15 protein-coding genes are annotated in these 16,174 nt (G+C 73.3%); 6 read left to right on the top strand and 9 right to left on the bottom strand.

Annotated features, from left to right (window positions below):
• The first annotated feature begins 2 nt into the window (after positions 1-2).
• Entirely contained in the window at positions 3-767 is a 765-nt protein-coding gene (locus OTB19_RS22865) for a Clp protease N-terminal domain-containing protein (protein WP_267800219.1), read from the top strand.
• On the opposite strand, the gene OTB19_RS22860 is transcribed toward OTB19_RS22865, so the two are convergent.
• The gene (locus OTB19_RS22860; RefSeq protein WP_324289572.1) at positions 718-1,809 is read right to left on the bottom strand and encodes an AI-2E family transporter; all 1,092 of its coding nucleotides are present in this window, start codon (positions 1,807-1,809) and stop codon (positions 718-720) included. The two genes, OTB19_RS22865 and OTB19_RS22860, sit on opposite strands and share 50 nt — an antisense overlap.
• A gap of 174 nt (positions 1,810-1,983) precedes the next feature.
• On the bottom strand, positions 1,984-2,178 hold the full coding sequence (locus OTB19_RS22855; protein WP_053682254.1) for a DUF3046 domain-containing protein: 195 nt from the start codon (positions 2,176-2,178) through the stop codon (positions 1,984-1,986).
• Positions 2,179-2,259: 81 nt separating this feature from the next.
• Between OTB19_RS22855 and OTB19_RS22850 the strand changes: the two genes are divergently transcribed.
• Complete coding sequence (locus OTB19_RS22850) at positions 2,260-3,243, top strand: hypothetical protein (protein ID WP_267800218.1); 984 nt, start codon at positions 2,260-2,262, stop codon at positions 3,241-3,243.
• On the opposite strand, the gene OTB19_RS22845 is transcribed toward OTB19_RS22850, so the two are convergent.
• The 3 genes from OTB19_RS22845 to OTB19_RS22835 form a co-directional block, all read right to left on the bottom strand.
• Complete coding sequence (locus tag OTB19_RS22845; RefSeq protein ID WP_267800217.1) at positions 3,212-3,520, bottom strand: AzlD domain-containing protein; 309 nt, start codon at positions 3,518-3,520, stop codon at positions 3,212-3,214. The two genes, OTB19_RS22850 and OTB19_RS22845, sit on opposite strands and share 32 nt — an antisense overlap.
• Positions 3,517-4,218 carry an AzlC family ABC transporter permease gene (locus OTB19_RS22840; RefSeq protein ID WP_267800216.1) on the bottom strand — a complete coding sequence of 234 codons (702 nt, stop codon included), beginning with the start codon at positions 4,216-4,218 and terminating at the stop codon, positions 3,517-3,519. The genes OTB19_RS22845 and OTB19_RS22840 overlap by 4 nt, the downstream gene beginning before the upstream one ends.
• A 109-nt stretch (positions 4,219-4,327) precedes the next feature.
• Entirely contained in the window at positions 4,328-5,176 is an 849-nt protein-coding gene (locus OTB19_RS22835; protein WP_267800215.1) for an AraC family transcriptional regulator, read from the bottom strand.
• Between the two features lie 80 nt (positions 5,177-5,256).
• Between OTB19_RS22835 and OTB19_RS22830 the strand changes: the two genes are divergently transcribed.
• The 4 genes from OTB19_RS22830 (at position 5,257) to OTB19_RS22815 (ending at position 12,427) form a co-directional block, all read left to right on the top strand.
• Entirely contained in the window at positions 5,257-9,849 is a 4,593-nt protein-coding gene (locus OTB19_RS22830; protein WP_267800214.1) for an ATP-dependent helicase, read from the top strand.
• 175 nt (positions 9,850-10,024) lie between these two features.
• Positions 10,025-10,702, top strand: coding sequence for a hypothetical protein (locus OTB19_RS22825; protein ID WP_267800213.1), 678 nt, complete (start codon positions 10,025-10,027; stop codon positions 10,700-10,702).
• Positions 10,703-10,801: 99 nt separating this feature from the next.
• The gene (locus OTB19_RS22820; protein ID WP_267800212.1) at positions 10,802-11,626 is read left to right on the top strand and encodes an Fpg/Nei family DNA glycosylase; all 825 of its coding nucleotides are present in this window, start codon (positions 10,802-10,804) and stop codon (positions 11,624-11,626) included.
• A 36-nt stretch (positions 11,627-11,662) separates the two neighbouring features.
• Positions 11,663-12,427, top strand: coding sequence for an SDR family NAD(P)-dependent oxidoreductase (locus tag OTB19_RS22815; RefSeq protein ID WP_267800211.1), 765 nt, complete (start codon positions 11,663-11,665; stop codon positions 12,425-12,427).
• Between the two features lie 463 nt (positions 12,428-12,890).
• On the opposite strand, the gene OTB19_RS22805 is transcribed toward OTB19_RS22815, so the two are convergent.
• The 4 genes from OTB19_RS22805 to rimO form a co-directional block, all read right to left on the bottom strand.
• Complete coding sequence (locus OTB19_RS22805; RefSeq protein ID WP_053682245.1) at positions 12,891-13,271, bottom strand: helix-turn-helix domain-containing protein; 381 nt, start codon at positions 13,269-13,271, stop codon at positions 12,891-12,893.
• 109 nt (positions 13,272-13,380) lie between these two features.
• Entirely contained in the window at positions 13,381-13,923 is a 543-nt protein-coding gene (locus OTB19_RS22800; protein WP_267800209.1) for a CinA family protein, read from the bottom strand.
• Positions 13,924-13,946: 23 nt separating this feature from the next.
• A complete protein-coding gene (pgsA, locus tag OTB19_RS22795; RefSeq protein WP_267800208.1) occupies positions 13,947-14,615 on the bottom strand; it encodes a CDP-diacylglycerol--glycerol-3-phosphate 3-phosphatidyltransferase in 669 nt (222 codons plus the stop codon).
• A complete protein-coding gene (gene rimO, locus OTB19_RS22790) occupies positions 14,612-16,102 on the bottom strand; it encodes a 30S ribosomal protein S12 methylthiotransferase RimO (protein WP_267800207.1) in 1,491 nt (496 codons plus the stop codon). The genes pgsA and rimO overlap by 4 nt, the downstream gene beginning before the upstream one ends.
• Positions 16,103-16,174: the final 72 nt, after the last annotated feature.

The following is a 16,174-nucleotide window of genomic DNA, read 5'->3' as shown; positions in this document are numbered from 1 at the left end:
ACATGACGAACCCTCCCGTGGAACCCGTTCGCATGACCAATCCGGTACGCCTCGACGACCTCATCGAGGCCATCAAGAAGGTCCACTCCGACACCCTGGAGCAGCTCAGCGGCGCCGTCGTCGCCGCCGAGGCGCTCGGGGACGTCGCCGATCACCTCATCGGCCACTTCGTCGACCAGGCCCGCCGCTCCGGCGCCTCCTGGACCGACATCGGCCGCAGCATGGGCGTCACCCGCCAGGCCGCGCAGAAGCGCTTCGTCCCCAAGAGCGACAAGGGCGACGGCGCCGACGGCGACCTCGACTCCGCGCAGGGCTTCGCCCGCTTCACCCCCCGCGCCCGCAACGTCGTGATGACCGCGCAGAACGAGGCCCGCGCCGCCGGCAACACCGAGATCCGCACCGAGCACCTGGTCCTCGGTCTGCTCGCCGACCCCGAGTCGCTCGCCGGTCAGGCGCTGCGGGCCCAGCACGTCGCGACGGACGACGTCCGCGCCGCCGCCGGCGCCGCGCTGCCGGCGGCCGTCGCGGAGGTACCCGACCTGGTCCCCTTCGACGTCGGCGCCAAGAAGGCCCTGGAGCTCACCCTCCGCGAGGCCCTGCGGCTGGGCCACAACTTCGTCGGCACCGAGCACCTCCTGCTCGCCCTGCTGGAGTTGGAGAACGGCGAGGGCGTGCTGAGCGGGCTGGGCGTGGACAAGGCCGCCGTCGAGGCGACCGTCACCGAAGCCCTGGCAGCCGTACTCGCCGACGCGGACGGGAAGAAGTAGAGGCGTCCGCGCCCTCCGTCAGCTCGTACCGCTTCACGTACGCGCCGAGGAAGGCCTGGAGCGTGGCGACGGCCGGGATCGCGATGAGCGCCCCGACCGCGCCGAGCAGGGCGGTGCCCGCGATGACCGAGCCGAAGGCGACCGCCGGGTGGATGTCCACGGTCCGCGACGTCAGCTTGGGCTGGAGCACGTAGTTCTCGAACTGCTGGTAGACCACGACGAACCCGAGGACGTACAGCGCGTACCAGGGGTCGATCGTGAAGGCGATCAGCATCGGCAGCGCGCCCGCCAGGTAGGTGCCGATGGTGGGGATGAACTGGGACACCAGCCCCACCCACACCGCGAGGGCGGGCGCGTAGGGCACACCGAGGATCGCGAACAGGATGTAGTGCGCGATCCCGGAGATCAGCGCCATCAGCCCGCGCGAGTAGAGGTACCCGCCCGTCTTGGCGACGGCGATCTCCCAGGCGCGCAGCACCTCCGACTGCTTGCCGGGCGGCAGCACGGAGCACAACGCGCGCCGCAGTCGCGGACCGTCCGCGGCGAAGTAGAAGGAGAACAGCCCGATCGTCAGCAGCCGGAAGAGTCCGCCGAGGACGGTGGCCGACACGTCGAGCACGCCGGTCGCGCTGTTCTGCACGTACTTCTGCAGCCAGTCCGAGTGCAGCAGGCTGTCCTGGATCGACAGCCGGGACAGTTCGGTGTGGAAGGTGTCGTTGATCGATCCGATCACCGAGTCCAGGTACCTCGGGAAGCCCTCCACCATGTCCACGATCTGCCCGGCGAGCATCGAGCCGAGCAGCGCGACGAACCCCGCGGTCGCCACGAGGACGCCCAGGTAGACCAGGAAGGTGGCGAACCCGCGGCGCATGCCGCGGGCCGCCATCCGCGCCACCGCGGGCTCTATCGCGAGGGCGAGGAAGAAGGCGATCAGGATGTTGACGAGCAGCCCGATGAGCTGGTGGAAGGCCCAGCTGCCGAGTTGGAAGCAGGCGACCAGGGCCAGTACGAGGATCACCGCGCGCGGCAGCCACCGCGGCATCCGCGCCTCGGCCGGGGGGCCCGCGGGCGACGGCACCCGGTCCGGGCCGCCGTCACGCGGCCGCTCTCCGGGATCGGTGGGGGCCGGCGCGGGCTGTTCGGTCGTCTCTTCTGTCGCTGCCACGCCGCCCAGTGTGTCCCACCTGCGGCGCTTGTGAGGAAACGGGCGTCCGGCTCAGCGCAGCGAGGCCGGCACGTCCATCGCGGCGCACACCGCGCGCCACACGTCCTTGGCCTCCCAGCCGGCGTCGAGGGCCTGGTGGACGGTGCGTCCGCCGAGTTCCGTCATGACGTGGTCCCGCGCGAAGGAGTCCGCGTAGCCCGCGCCGAAGTGCTCGGCCATCCGTTCCCAGAAAATCGTCAACCGCATGCCACCAGTATCGCGCCCCGGAGAGTGCACCCACCGCGTTCGGGCCCCGCCGCCGCATCCGTGCGCCCTACGGTTTCACGCATGCCTGGAGACGAAGCGTCCTCGCCGGCCCCGGCGGCCTCACTGGGCCCGACCGCCCCGCTGGCCCGTGCCGAGCAGTTCATCTGGCTCACCGCCCGGGTCCTGGAGCAGCGCCGGTTCGCGTTCCACTTCCTCGGCGGGGACGCCGACGCGGTGGACGCCGCCCTCGGCGCGTACCTGGGCGCGGACGGAGGCTACGGTCACGCGCTGGACCCGGACCTGCGCGGCCCGCTGAGCCAGCCCCTGCACACCGCGCACGCCCTGCGCGTCCTCGACGCCCTGGGCCGCTGCACGGGCCGGCGCATCGAGCGGCTCTGCCGCCACCTGACCCTGGTCTCCACCCCGGAGGGCGCTCTCCCCCTGGTCTTCCCGGCGCCGCGCGACTACCCGGCGGCCCCCTACCACCCGGTGCGCGACGATCCCCCGAGCGAGCTGCTGACCACGGGGCCGATCGTCGGGCTGCTCCACCGCAACCGGGTCTGGCACGCGTGGCTGTTCCGGGCCACGGACTTCTGCTGGGACCGGGTCGAGACCCTGCGCCACTCGCATCCGTACGAGATCCAGAGCGCGGTCGCCTTCCTGGACGGGGCGCCCGACCGGGGGCGCGCGGCGGCGGCCGCGGACCGGTTGGGGCGGCTGGTGCGGGAGCGGGGGCTCGTCGTGCTGGATCCGGAGCGTCGCGAGGAGCAGCCTCCGGCCTCGGGCTACGCGCCGGGCGAGCGGCTGTTCCCGTACGACTTCGCGCGCCGTCCGGAGTCGCTGGCGCGGGGATGGTTCACCGACGCGGAGATGGAGCGCGCCCTGGACTTCCTCGCGGCCGAGCAGCAGCAGGACGGCGGCTGGCCGGTGCGTCGCCGGGCCTGGGCGCCGGGCAGTTCGCTGGAGCGGCGGCCGATCGCCACGGTGGAGGCGCTGCTGACGCTGCGGGCGTACGGTCGCCCGCTCGCCCCCGTCACCCGGTCAGGGCCCGCAGTCCCACGGTGACGGCGACCGCGGCCCCGACCACCACCAGGAACGGGGCGCGCAGCAGCAGGGCGATCCCGGCGGCGGCCAGCCCGGCGGCCCGGGCGTCGAGCACCAGTTCCTGCCCGGTGCTGAAGGTCTGCTGGGCGGTGAGCGCGGCGAGCAGGGCGACGGGCAGCAGCGCGGCGAGTTGGCGTACCGAGGGCCGTTCCAGGGCCTCGGCGGGGACGAGGAGTCCGGCGAGCTTGACGGCGTAGCAGCCGACGACGGTCACCGCGATGGCGATCCAGACGTTCACGAGCAGCGTCCCTTCATCCACAGCACGATCGGCGCGGCCAGCGCCGCGACCAGCACGGGCACCCCGGAGGGCAGCACGGGCAGCAGGCCCAGCCCGAGCACCAGGGCGAGGGCGGCCACGGCCCGCTCGATGGAGGTCTTCAGCATCGGTGCGAGCAGGGCGAGGAACACGGCGGGCCCGGCGGCGTCCAGCCCCCACACGCGGGTGTCCCCGATGGCCTCGGCGCCGAGGGCGCCCAGCAGCGTGGTCAGGTTCCACAAGGCGTAGAGGGTGAGCCCGGTCACGGTGAAGCCGAGCCGCGCCGACTTCCGGTCGGGCTGGGCCAGGGCCACGGCGGTGGTCTCGTCGATCACCCAGTGCGCGGCGAAGGGCCGTACCGCCTTGGGGAGGGCCAGCAACTGGGACAGCCGCAGCCCGTAGAAGGCGTTGCGGGTGCCGAGGAAGAAGGCCCCGGCGGCGGCGGTGAACGGGTTCCCGCCCGCCGCCAGTGCCCCGACCAGCGCGAACTGCGAGGCCCCGGTGAACACCAGCAGGCTCAGCACACAGGCCTGGAGCACGCTGACGCCCGCCCCGGCCGCGGTCACGCCGAACGCGAACCCGGACAGCCCCACGGCCACGCCGACACCGAGCGCGTCGCGGATGACGGCGGCCCGCGGCTTGTCGGCGACCCCTTCGTCGGGGGCCTCTCGTATCACCATCTGATGTTCTCCCACCCCGCGAACCTAAGCGGGGTGGGGCGGTGCGGTCTTGTACGTTCTTGCGGCCCGGGTCCCCGCCCGGTCTCGGACTTCGGGCGCGGACCGGCGCCTACGCGACGGGGCCCCCGGCGGCCCGTCCCCGCCGGTAGGCGCCCGGGGGCACGCCCACGATCCGGGTGAAGTGGCGGTTCAGGTGCGGCTGGTCGGTGAAGCCGACGACGACCGCCGCCTCGGCGGGCGGGGTGCCCGCGTCCAGGAGCCGGCGGGCCCGGCGGACCCGGGCGTCGGTGAGCCAGGTGTGCGGGGGCATCCCGTACCGCTCCCGGAACGCCCGCAGCAGGGCGAACGGGCTCGTGCCCAGTTCCGTCGCGAGCTGCTCCAGCGAGGGCGGCTCGGCCATCCGGTCCTCCAGGACGATCCGGGCCCGTTCGGCGTCCGAGGCGCCCGCCCGGCGCGACTCGCGGGCGGGCAGCGGTCCGGCGTGCCGGGTCAGCATCCGCGCGACCGCGCCCCGCAACAGGGTGTCGGCGGCCAGCGCGTTGCCGGCCTCGGCGGCCCGGTGCACCTCGGTGATCACCCGGGAGGTGTGCGGATCGGTGACCATGTCGACCGTGAAGCCCGGGGTTCCCCGCTGGGTGCCGATCTCCGCGGCGACCTCGGTGATCAGCTCCCGGGACGGGTAGAGGGTGGCGTACGCCCAGCCCTCGGGGACGCCGGCGCGGGCCGTGTGCGGGACCTCGGGGTTGATCAGGACCACGCTGCCCGGGCCGGCGCGCAGGGTGGTGCCGGGCAGGCCGATCTCCTCGATGCCGCCGGTGACGGCCGCGATGACGTAGCCGTCGTGGGCGTGGCGCGGGAAGGTGTGCCGTACGTAGTGGGCGCGCAGCAGGTCCAGGCCCGGCAGCTCCGCGTGCTGCCAGTGCCGTGCCCATTCCCGGCGGCCCTCGTCCGTGCCCATCCCCCCATTCTGCGCCCCGGCAGCGCGGCGCGTTTGCGCAGGTCCGGCCGGTTGTCAGTGGCCGGGTGCACGATGGGGGCATGTCCGGTAGCGCGCTCGACTCGTTCTCCCCCGCGACCCGCTCGTGGTTCACGGGGGCCTTCGACACGCCCACGGCCGCGCAGGAGGGTGCCTGGCGGGCCATCGGGGCCGGGTCGGACGTGCTCGTCGTGGCGCCCACTGGCTCCGGCAAGACCCTGGCGGCCTTCCTGGCCGCCCTCGACCGGCTGGCGTCCGTCCCGCCGCCCGCCGAGCCGAAGAAGCGCTGCCGGGTGTTGTACGTGTCGCCGCTGAAGGCGCTGGCCGTCGACGTGGAGCGCAATCTCCGCAGCCCGCTGACCGGCATCCGGCAGGAGTCCGTTCGGTTGGGATCGCCGGAGCCGGACATCCGGGTCGGAATCCGCTCCGGGGACACCCCGCCCGCCGAGCGCCGGTCCCTGGTGGCCCGACCGCCGGACATCCTGATCACCACCCCCGAGTCGCTGTTCCTGATGCTGACCTCGGCCGCCCGGGACGCCCTGGCGGGCGTCGAGACGGTGATCCTGGACGAGGTGCACGCGGTCGCGGGGACCAAGCGCGGCGCCCACCTCGCCCTGTCCTTGGAGCGGTTGGACGAACTGCTGCCGCGTCCGGCGCGCCGGATCGGCCTGTCGGCGACGGTCCGTCCGGTGGACGAGGTGGCCCGGTACCTGGCGCCGCGCGGCAAGGTGGAGATCGTCCAGCCGCCCTCGACGAAGGAGTTCGACCTGTCGGTGGTCGTCCCCGTCCAGGACATGGGCGAGTTGGGGGGCTCCCCCGCGTCCGAGGGCAAGGACGGCGGCGACAAGCCGTCCATCTGGCCGCATGTGGAGGAGCGGATCGCGGACCTCGTCCAGGCGCACCGCTCGACGATCGTGTTCGCCAACTCCCGCCGGCTCGCCGAGCGACTCTGCAACCGGCTCAACGAGATCGCGTACGAGCGCGCCACGGGCGAGAAGCTGCCCGAGGACGCCCCGCCGGCCGAGATCATGGCCCAGTCGGGGGCCGCGCGGGGCGCCCCGCCGGTGCTGGCCCGCGCGCACCACGGCTCGGTGTCGAAGGAACAGCGGGCGCTGGTCGAGGAGGACCTCAAGGCGGGCCGGCTGCCGGCCGTGGTCGCCACGTCCAGCCTGGAACTGGGCATCGACATGGGCGCGGTGGACCTGGTGGTGCAGGTCGAGTCCCCGCCGTCGGTGGCGTCCGGGCTCCAGCGCGTGGGCCGCGCCGGACACCAGGTGGGCGCCGTCTCCACCGGTGTGGTCTTCCCCAAGTACCGGGGGGACCTGGTGCAGGCGGCGGTGGTCACCGAGCGGATGCGCACCGGTGCGATCGAGGCGCTGCGCGTCCCGTCCAATCCGCTCGACGTCCTGGCCCAGCAGCTGGTGGCGATGACGGCCATGGACACCTGGCAACTGGACGACCTGCTGGCCCTGGTGCGGCGGGCCGCGCCGTTCGCGGCGCTGCCCGACTCGGCGTTCACGTCGGTCCTGGACATGCTGGCGGGCCGCTACCCGTCGGACGCGTTCGCCGAACTGCGACCGCGCGTGGTGTGGGACCGGGTCGCCGGGACGATCACCGGCCGGCCGGGCGCCCAGCGGCTGGCGGTCACCTCCGGCGGCACGATCCCGGACCGGGGCCTGTTCGGCGTCTTCCTCGCGGGCGCGGACCCGAAGAAGGGCGGCGGCCGGGTCGGTGAGCTCGACGAGGAGATGGTCTACGAGTCGCGCGTCGGGGACGTCTTCACCCTGGGCACCAGTTCCTGGCGGATCGAGGACATCACCCGGGACCGGGTCCTGGTGTCGCCCGCCCCGGGGGTTCCCGGCCGGCTGCCCTTCTGGAAGGGCGACCAACTGGGCCGCCCCCTCGAACTGGGCCGCGCCGTCGGCGCGTTCCTGCGCGAGCTGGGGGCCCTGAGCGACGAGGACGCCCGGCTGCGCCTCCTGGCCGCCGGCCTGGACGTCTGGGCCTCGGACAACGTCCTCGCGTACCTCTCCGAGCAGCGCGAGGCCTGTGGCCACGTGCCCGACGACCGCACCATCGTGGTGGAGCGGTTCCGGGACGAGCTCGGGGACTGGCGGATCGTGGTCCACTCCCCCTTCGGTGCGCAGGTGCACGCCCCGTGGGCGCTCGCCCTCGGCGCCCGCCTCGCCGAGCGGTACGGGATGGACGCGCAGGTCATGCACGCCGACGACGGGATCGTGCTGCGCCTGCCGGACGCCGAGCTGCTGAGCATGGACCTGCTGGACCACGACCCCGCGCAGGCCGACCGGTCCTTCGAGTTCGACGACGAGAAGGCGCCGCTGGGCGCCGCCGACGTCGCCTTCGACCACGGCGACATCAACCAGATCGTCACCGACCAGGTGGGCGGCTCGGCCCTGTTCGCCTCCCGGTTCCGCGAGTGCGCCGCCCGCGCCCTGCTGTTGCCGCGCCGCAATCCGGGCAAGCGCACCCCGCTGTGGCAGCAGCGTCAGCGCGCCTCGCAACTCCTCCAGGTGGCTTCGGAGTTCGGATCCTTCCCGATCGTGCTGGAAGCGGTACGGGAATGCCTCCAGGACGTCTTCGACGTGCCCGGTCTGACGGAGCTGATGGGGGACATCGAGGCGCGCCGGGTCCGTCTGGTCGAGGTGACCACGGCCGAGCCCTCGCCGTTCGCCCGTTCCCTCCTCTTCGGCTACGTCGCCCAGTTCCTGTATGAGGGCGACTCCCCGCTGGCCGAGCGCAGGGCCGCCGCGCTCTCGCTGGACTCCCGGCTGCTCGCCGAACTCCTCGGCCAGGCGGAGCTGCGCGAGTTGCTCGACGCCTCGGTGCTGGAGGAGTTGGAGCGGGAGCTCCAGTGGCTCACCGAGGACCGCCGGGCCAAGGACGTCGAGTCGGTGGCCGACCTGCTGCGCATGCTGGGCCCGCTGACCGACGCCGAACTGGTCGAGCGCGGCGCCGAGTCGTCCTGGGGAGGTGAACTCGCCGCCGCCCGCCGGGCCATCCGGGTACGGATCGGCGGAGCCGAGCACTGGGCCGCGATCGAGGACGCCGGCCGGCTCCGCGACGCCCTGGGCACCGCGCTCCCGGTCGGGGTCCCCGAGGCGTTCACCGAACCGGTCAAGGACCCGCTCGGTGATCTCCTGGCCCGGTACGCCCGCACCCACGGACCGTTCACCACGGCCGCGGCCGCCGCCCGCCTCGGCCTGGGCGGGGCCGTCACCGACGGCGCCCTGCACCGGCTCGCCGCGTCGGGCCGGGTGGTCCAGGGCGAGTTCCATCCGGCCGGGATCGGTCAGGAGTGGTGCGACGCGGCCGTGCTGCGCCGGCTGCGACGCCGCTCGCTGGCCGCGCTCCGGCAGGAACTGGAACCCGTGCCGCCGACGGCGCTGGCCACGTTCCTGCCGCAGTGGCAGCACGTGGGCGGGACCCTGCGCGGGATCGACGGCCTGGCCCGGGCGGTGGAGCAGCTCCAGGGGGCCCCGGTGCCGGCCTCCGCGCTGGAGCGCCTGATCCTGCCCTCCCGGGTCGCGGGATACTCCCCGACCCTGCTGGACGAACTGACCACCACCGGCGAGGTGATCTGGGCCGGCGCCGGGGCGCTGCCCGGCAAGGACGGCTGGGTGTCCCTCTACCTCGCCGAGACGGCGCCGCTGCTGCTCCCGCCGGCCCATCCGCTGGAGACGACCCCGATCCACCAGGCCGTCCTGGACGCCCTCTCGGGCGGGTACGGCCTGTTCTTCCGCCAGCTCACCGAGGCCGTGCGCGCCGGGCACCCCGCGGTCTCCGACGCCGAACTGTCCTCCGCCGTCTGGGATCTGGCCTGGTCGGGCCGGCTGACCAACGACACCCTGGCCCCGCTGCGGTCCCTGTTGGGTTCGGGCCGCACGGCGGGCGCCACCGCCCATCGCGCCCGGCGCACCGTCCCGCGCGGCCGCTACGGCACCCTCGGCGCCACCGTGTCCCGTACGGGCCCGCCCACCGTCTCGGGCCGCTGGTCCCTCCTGCCGACGCACGCCCCGGACCCCACCCACCGGGCCCACGCCCTGGCCCGCACCCTGCTGGACCGGCACGGGGTCGTCACCCGGGGCGCGGTCGCGGCGGAGGGGGTGCAGGGCGGCTTCAGCGCGGTCTACCGGGTCCTGTCGGCCTTCGAGGACAGCGGTCAGGCCCGCCGGGGCTACGTGGTCGAGGGGCTGGGCGCGGCCCAGTTCGCGATGGACGGCGCGGTGGACCGGCTGCGGGCGGCCGAGCGCACCCCGCCTCCCCTGGCGGCGGTGGTCCTGGCCGCGGCCGACCCGGCGAACGCGTACGGCGCGGCCCTGCCCTGGCCGGAGCCCCCGGCCGACGCCACCCACAAGCCGGGCCGCAAGGCGGGTTCCCTCGTGGTGCTGGTCGACGGCGAACTCACCCTGTATCTGGAGCGGGGCGGCAAGACCCTGCTGGCCTGGCCGCCGGCGGAGGATCCGCGCCTCGCGGCGGCGACGGCCGCGCTCGTCGCGGCCTCGCGCGCGAGTACCGTCCCCGACCTGACGGTGGAGCGGATCAACGCCGCCCCGGCCCTGACCTCGCCCCTGGGGCCGGCCCTGGAGGCGGCCGGCTTCCACGCGACCCCGCGGGGCCTGCGGCTGCGCAACTGATCTCCACGGAACGGACCCAAGTGTGCCGCTTTTGTATTGAACACGTCACGAGACCCCGTTCGACCTGGTGATCGCGGCCTTTCGTGCGTTATCAAGATCGCATAAGGCATCGCGTTCGACGCGACGCCCGACGCACATCCAGATGCCCGACGCACATTCATGGGGGACGAGAACAGTGAGCACCATAGGCACGCGCGGAACCGCCGTCGGCTTCATCGGCCTGGCGGTCGTCGGCCTGGCCCTGACCGCCTGCAAGAGCGGCAACGAGGAGCAGGCCCCGGCACCGGCCTCCCCGTCCGCCGCGCAGCCCTCCAAGCCCGCACAGCCCGACACGAGCGCCACCCCGCCGGCCGGCGGCGGCGACGTACCGGCCCCCGGGACCGCGGGCACCGCCAAGTCCGGTCAGAGCTTCAAGATCGGCGAGGCGGCCACCGTGCCGTTCAAGTACGGCACGGACAAGGCCGGCACCATCGCCCTCACCGTGACCGGCATCGAGCAGGGACAGGCCGCCGACCTCGCCGCGCTCAAGCTCGGCGACAAGGTCAAGGGGATGGTTCCGTATTACATCCGCTACTCGGTCAAGAACGTCGGCACCACCGACCTGTCGCACACCTCCGTGGGCCACATCAAGGGCCTCCTCCCGGACGGCAGCGAGGCCCAGGGCCTCTCGATCATCGGCACGTTCGAGAAGTGCGACGACGACTCGCTGCCGCGCGACTTCACCAACGGCAAGTCGCAGACCAACTGCGCGGTCGCCCTGGCCCCCTCGGCCCAGACCAAGGTGGTCGGCGCCGAGTACTGGGGCGACCCCTACAACTCCCTGAAGGACGGCAAGAGCCTCACCTGGAAGTAGGCCCCACCCCGCCCGGGCCCCCGCGACGAACGGCCGCGGGGGCCCGCCGCACGCCGGGGCGCGCAGGAGAATCCCCGCCCGGGGGCCGACAATGAGCCCATGCCCGAAGGAGACAGCGTCTGGCGCGCGGCGGCCCGCCTCCACGCGGCCCTGGCCGGGAAGCGGCTCACCCGCTCCGACCTCCGCGTCCCCCGCTTCGCCACCGCCGACCTCACGGGCCGCACCACCCTCGACGTCATCCCCCGCGGCAAGCACCTCCTGGCCCGCTTCGAGGCGGGCGACGGGGACGACGGCCTCACCCTCCACACCCACCTCCGCATGGACGGCGCCTGGCACGTCTTCCCCGCGGCCGCGAAGTGGCACGGGGGCCCCGTCCACGAGATCCGCGTCGTCCTCGGCACCGCCGACTCCACCGCCGTCGGCTACCGCCTCCCCGTCGTGGAACTGATCCGTACCGCCGACGAGGACCGCGCGGTCGGTCACCTCGGCCCCGACCTCCTCGGCCCGGACTGGGACCCCGACCGGGCCGCCGCGAACCTCCTCGCCGCCCCCGACCGCCCCCTCGGCGAGGCCCTCCTCGACCAACGCAACCTGGCCGGCATCGGCAACATCTACAAGTCCGAGCTCTGCTTCCTGGCCCAGGTCACCCCCTGGACACCGGTGGGCGCCCTCCCCGACCCCGAGGTCACGGCCGTCCGCCTCGCCGGGGCAGCGCACCGGCTCCTGCGCGCCAACGTCGGCGAGCGCGGCGGCCGCGACGGCCACCGCAACACCACCGGCAGCCGCCGCCCCGGCCAGGACCTGTTCGTCTACGGCCGCCTCCGCCGGCCCTGCCTGCGCTGCGGCACCCCGGTCCGCGAGGCCCGGCAGGACGACCGGCCCACCTACTGGTGCCCGAGCTGCCAATCCGGCCCGACCCCCTAGTTGACGGTCCGTCAGGTTCGGTCGTACGGTCCCGACATGCCCACAGCCTCGTACGACCTCACCGGCCGCACCGCGCTGATCACCGGCGCCGCGAGCGGCATCGGCCGCGCCACCGCCGTGCTCCTCGCCGAGGCCGGCGCGGCCGTGCACTGCGCGGACCGGGACGCGGACGGCCTCCGGGAGACCGCCGACCTGGTCGCCAAGGCGGGCGGTCGGGCCACCGTCCACGCCCTCGACGTCACGGACCGCGCCGCGCTCCGGGCGGCCGTCGCGGCGGCGGGCCCCCTCGACATCACGGCCGCCATCGCCGGGATCATGCACACCAGCAGCGTCCTGGAGACCACCGACGAGGACCTCGACCGGGTCCTGGACATCAACTTCAAGGGTGTCCTGCGCACCTGCCAGGAATCCGCCCGCGCCATGATCGCCGCCGGCCGCCCCGGCTCGATCGTCACCATGGCCTCCGGCGCCGTGGACGCCGCCCAGCCCGGTCTGCTCTGCTACAGCGCCGCCAAGGCCGCCGTCGTCCAGCTGACCAAGACCCTGGCCACCGAGACGGGCCCGCACGGCATCCGCGTCAACGCCGTCGCGCCGGGGTGGATCCGCACGCCCATGACCGGTCGCCACGGGGCGCGGGCGCAGGAGCAGACCGAGGCGATGATGGTCCGGATGTCCCCACTCGGCCGGGTCGGCGAGCCCGAGGACATCGCGCAGGCCGTGCTCTACCTCGCCTCGGACGCCTCGTCCTTCATGACGGGCCAGATTCTTCGCCCGAACGGTGGAGTGTCGATGCCCTGGTAGACGCCGGACCGGCGGGCACGGCCGTTGCCGGCACGCCCGGTACGACGGTTCCCCCGTCCCCCGGTCCCCCCTTGCGGCGCCCCCGCTCGGGCCTCGGGACGCAGTGCACCGGCAGGAGCCCGAGCCCCCAGCCGCCGACGGCCACCGCGCCCTCCACGGGTCCGGACTCCGCGGGTGCCAGGGCCAGCCGCAGCACGGCCCACCACCACAGCACGCCCACGGTCAGCGCAAGGGGTATCAGTAGCCGCCGCACGGCTGCCTCCCGGGAGGCGGGGATCCGGACGCGCCCATCCTCCCGCACCCCCCTGCCCCCCGCACCCAGAACGGCCTGCGGGCCACCCGTGCGGCACGGTGCACGACACACGACGACGGGCACAGGGCGCGTCGACGGGCACACAGCAAGGAACCCCACCCGATGCATCTCGCACCGACCGGGGCTCCAGCCACACTCACACGCTTGGACTCACGCGGCTACGACGTTCACCGCTTCCACGGGGGCCTTGATGGTCACCCGTTCCGTGGTGCCCGCGACCGAGGTCACGGAGACCGAATTGAGCATCGGGCGCACCGGTGCCGGCACCGGTTCGCTTGCCGCGGCCGACTGCGCAAGCTCTGCCAACGACAGTTCGTCGCTGACTTCCCGCATCAGCTCGGACATCCGTACGTCAAGCGCGTCGCAGATCGCGGAGAGCAGCTCGGAAGATGCCTCCTTCTGCCCCCGCTCCACCTCGGAGAGATAGCCGAGCGAAACTCGGGCGGACGAGGAGACCTCGCGCAGAGTACGGCCCTGGCGCTGGCGCTGCCGACGCAGCACGTCACCCAGCAGGCGACGGAGCAGAATCATCGGTGGCTCCCTCCTCTGACCGTGTAGCCGTAACCTTCACGCCCCACCGTACCGCCTCGCGCCGCGGCCGTGCGGGGAGCTATGTCGTGTTCACTCAGGGCTGCAAACATCAAATCCCCCCGTTCTGTTCCGTATCCTGCCCCCGCAGATTCTCGCGGAGTTCGCTCGAGAGAAGTTCGAGCACTGTCCGTGCACTCTCCCTACGGATTTCCGTACGGGAGCCGTTCAACCACAGCCGGGCCGTTTTCCTGCCCCCGGGACCCACCACGGCGATGAAAACCGTTCCCACCGGCTGCCCGTCCTGCGGGTCCGGGCCGGCCACTCCGGTCGTCGCGATCCCCCACGACGCCCCCATGATCCGTCGGACGCCGGCGGCCATCTCCTGTGCCACCTGGGCGTTCACCGCGCCCTCGGCGGCCAGCAGATCGGCGTCCACCCCGAGGACCCGGTGCTTGAGTTCGGTCGCGTACGCCGTGACCGAGCCGCGGAACGACTTCGAGGCTCCGGGCACGGAAGTGATTCCCGCGGCGACCATGCCGCCGGTGAGCGACTCGGCGACGGCGACGGTCTGGTCACTCTCCGCGAGCAGTCGCAGTACGTCTCCGGCCACCTCGACGACCCCGGCGCCGGCTTCCGCCGCACCGCCGGTCACCGAAAAATTACCCGCGCCGTCCGTCACCTCGCGGCCCGCTCCACGGCCAGCTCCGCGGCGAGGCCCTTGCGGCGCAGGACGACCGCCTGCCGGATGTAGTCCAGACCGGTGACGACGGTCAGCACGACGGCGACCGCCATGACCCAGAAGCGGAGCGTGGCCAGCGGTCCGGTCAGCGCGAGGACGTACATGCCCACGGCCGTCCCCTGCGCCAAGGTCTTCATCTTGCCGCCCCGGCTCGCCGGGATGACCCCGTAGCGGATCACCCAGAAGCGCATCAGCGTGATCCCGAGCTCCCGCCCGAGGATGACCCCGGTGACCCACCAGGGCAGGTCACCGAGCCAGGAAAGACAGATCAGCGCCGACCCCATGATCGCCTTGTCGGCGATGGGGTCGGCGATCTTGCCGAAATCCGTGACCAGGTCGTACGTCCGGGCGAGGTGCCCGTCGAAGATGTCCGTGATCATGGCGACGGCGAACGCCGCCCACGCCCACGCCCGCCAGACGGGGTCGTATCCCCCGTCTGCGAGCAGCAGCAGGACGAATCCCGGCACCAGCACGAGCCGGATCATCGTCAGGATGTTGGCGATGTTCCACAGGCCCGCCTCATGGACGGCCGTAGCCCCGACCTTCGCGCCGGGTGCCGGCCGGCGGCCGGTCCCGCCCGCCGCAGATGCCGGGACTCCGGTCATCCGGCCGCCTCCTCAAGATCCAGGCCCAGGGGCTCCGCGACCAGGTCGACACCGAGGGTGCCGACCACCTTTGCCGTGACGATACGCCCGGGGACCAGACCCGTGCCGTCCGTGAAGACGACCTGGCCGTCCGTTTCGGGAGCCTGGTGGGCGGCGCGCCCGTAGGCGCCCTCGCCGTCCTCGTCCACGGACTCGACGGACTCCACGAGGACCTCCAGGGTCTCGCCGATCCGCTCCTCCGCGCGCTGCGAGGTGAGCTCCTCGGCCAGCCGCTGCATGTGTGCGAGCCGCTCCGCGATGGTGTCCGCGTCCAGCTTGCCGTCGTAGGTGACGGCTTCGGTGCCGTCCTCGTCCGAGTAGCCGAAGACGCCGATGGCGTCGAGCCTCGCGTGGGTGAGGAAACGCTCCAGTTCCTTGAAGTCCGACTCCTTCTCGCCGGGGAACCCGACGATGAAGTTGGACCGGACGCCGGCCTGCGGGGCCTTGGAGCGGATGGTGTCGAGCAGTTCCAGGAACCGGTCGGTGTCGCCGAAGCGGCGCATGGAGCGCAGCACGTCGGGGGCCGAGTGCTGGAAGGACAGGTCGAAGTACGGGACGACCTTGGGGGTCGAGGTCAGCACGTCGATCAGCCCGGGCCGCATCTCGGCGGGCTGGAGGTAGCTGACGCGGACGCGCTCGATGCCGTCCACCTCGGCCAGCTCCGGCAGCAGGGTCTCCAGCAGGCGGATGTCGCCCAGGTCCTTGCCGTACGAGGTGTTGTTCTCGGAGACCAGCATGATCTCCTTGACGCCCTGCTCCGCGAGCCAGCGGGTCTCGCCCAGCACGTCGCTGGGACGGCGCGAGATGAAGGAGCCGCGGAAGGACGGGATGGCGCAGAAGGAGCAGCGCCGGTCGCAGCCGGAGGCCAGCTTGACCGAGGCGACGGGGCTCTTGTCCAGGCGGCGGCGCAGCGGTGCGCGCGGCCCGGAGGCGGGCGCGAGCCCGTCGGGCAGGTCGGCCGGCGCCTCGGCGACCGGCTCCTGCGCGTGGCCGGGCAGGGCCACCTCCGCGTCCTGGCGGGCCGCCGGGCTGATCGGCAGCAGCTTGCGCCGGTCGCGGGGGGTGTGGGAGGCGTGGATGCCGCCGTTGAGGATGGTCTGGAGGCGGTCGGAGATGTCGGCGTAGTCGTCGAATCCGAGCACGCCGTCGGCCTCGGGGAGCGCTTCGGCGAGTTCCTTGCCGTAGCGCTCGGCCATACAGCCGACGGCGACGACGGCCTGGGTCTTGCCGTGATCCTTGAGATCGTTGGCTTCCAGCAGGGCGTCTACGGAGTCCTTTTTGGCGGCTTCGACGAAGCCGCAGGTGTTGACGACGGCCACGTCCGCGTCGGCGGCGTCCTCGACGAGCTCCCAGCCATCCGCCGCCAAGCGGCCTGCGAGCTCCTCCGAGTCCACCTCGTTACGGGCGCAGCCAAGAGTGACAAGGGCGACGGTACGGCGTTCGGGCATGGACTCAAGACTACTTCGTCCCGACGGCGGCCCCCGCCCCACGTCCCGCCACGACAGGATCCCCGGGACGCG

Origin of the sequence: Streptomyces sp. H27-H5 (genome assembly GCF_026627505.1) — a bacterium.
Classification (GTDB): Bacteria; Actinomycetota; Actinomycetes; order Streptomycetales; family Streptomycetaceae; genus Streptomyces.
This window is presented reverse-complemented; position numbering and strand designations above follow the sequence as displayed.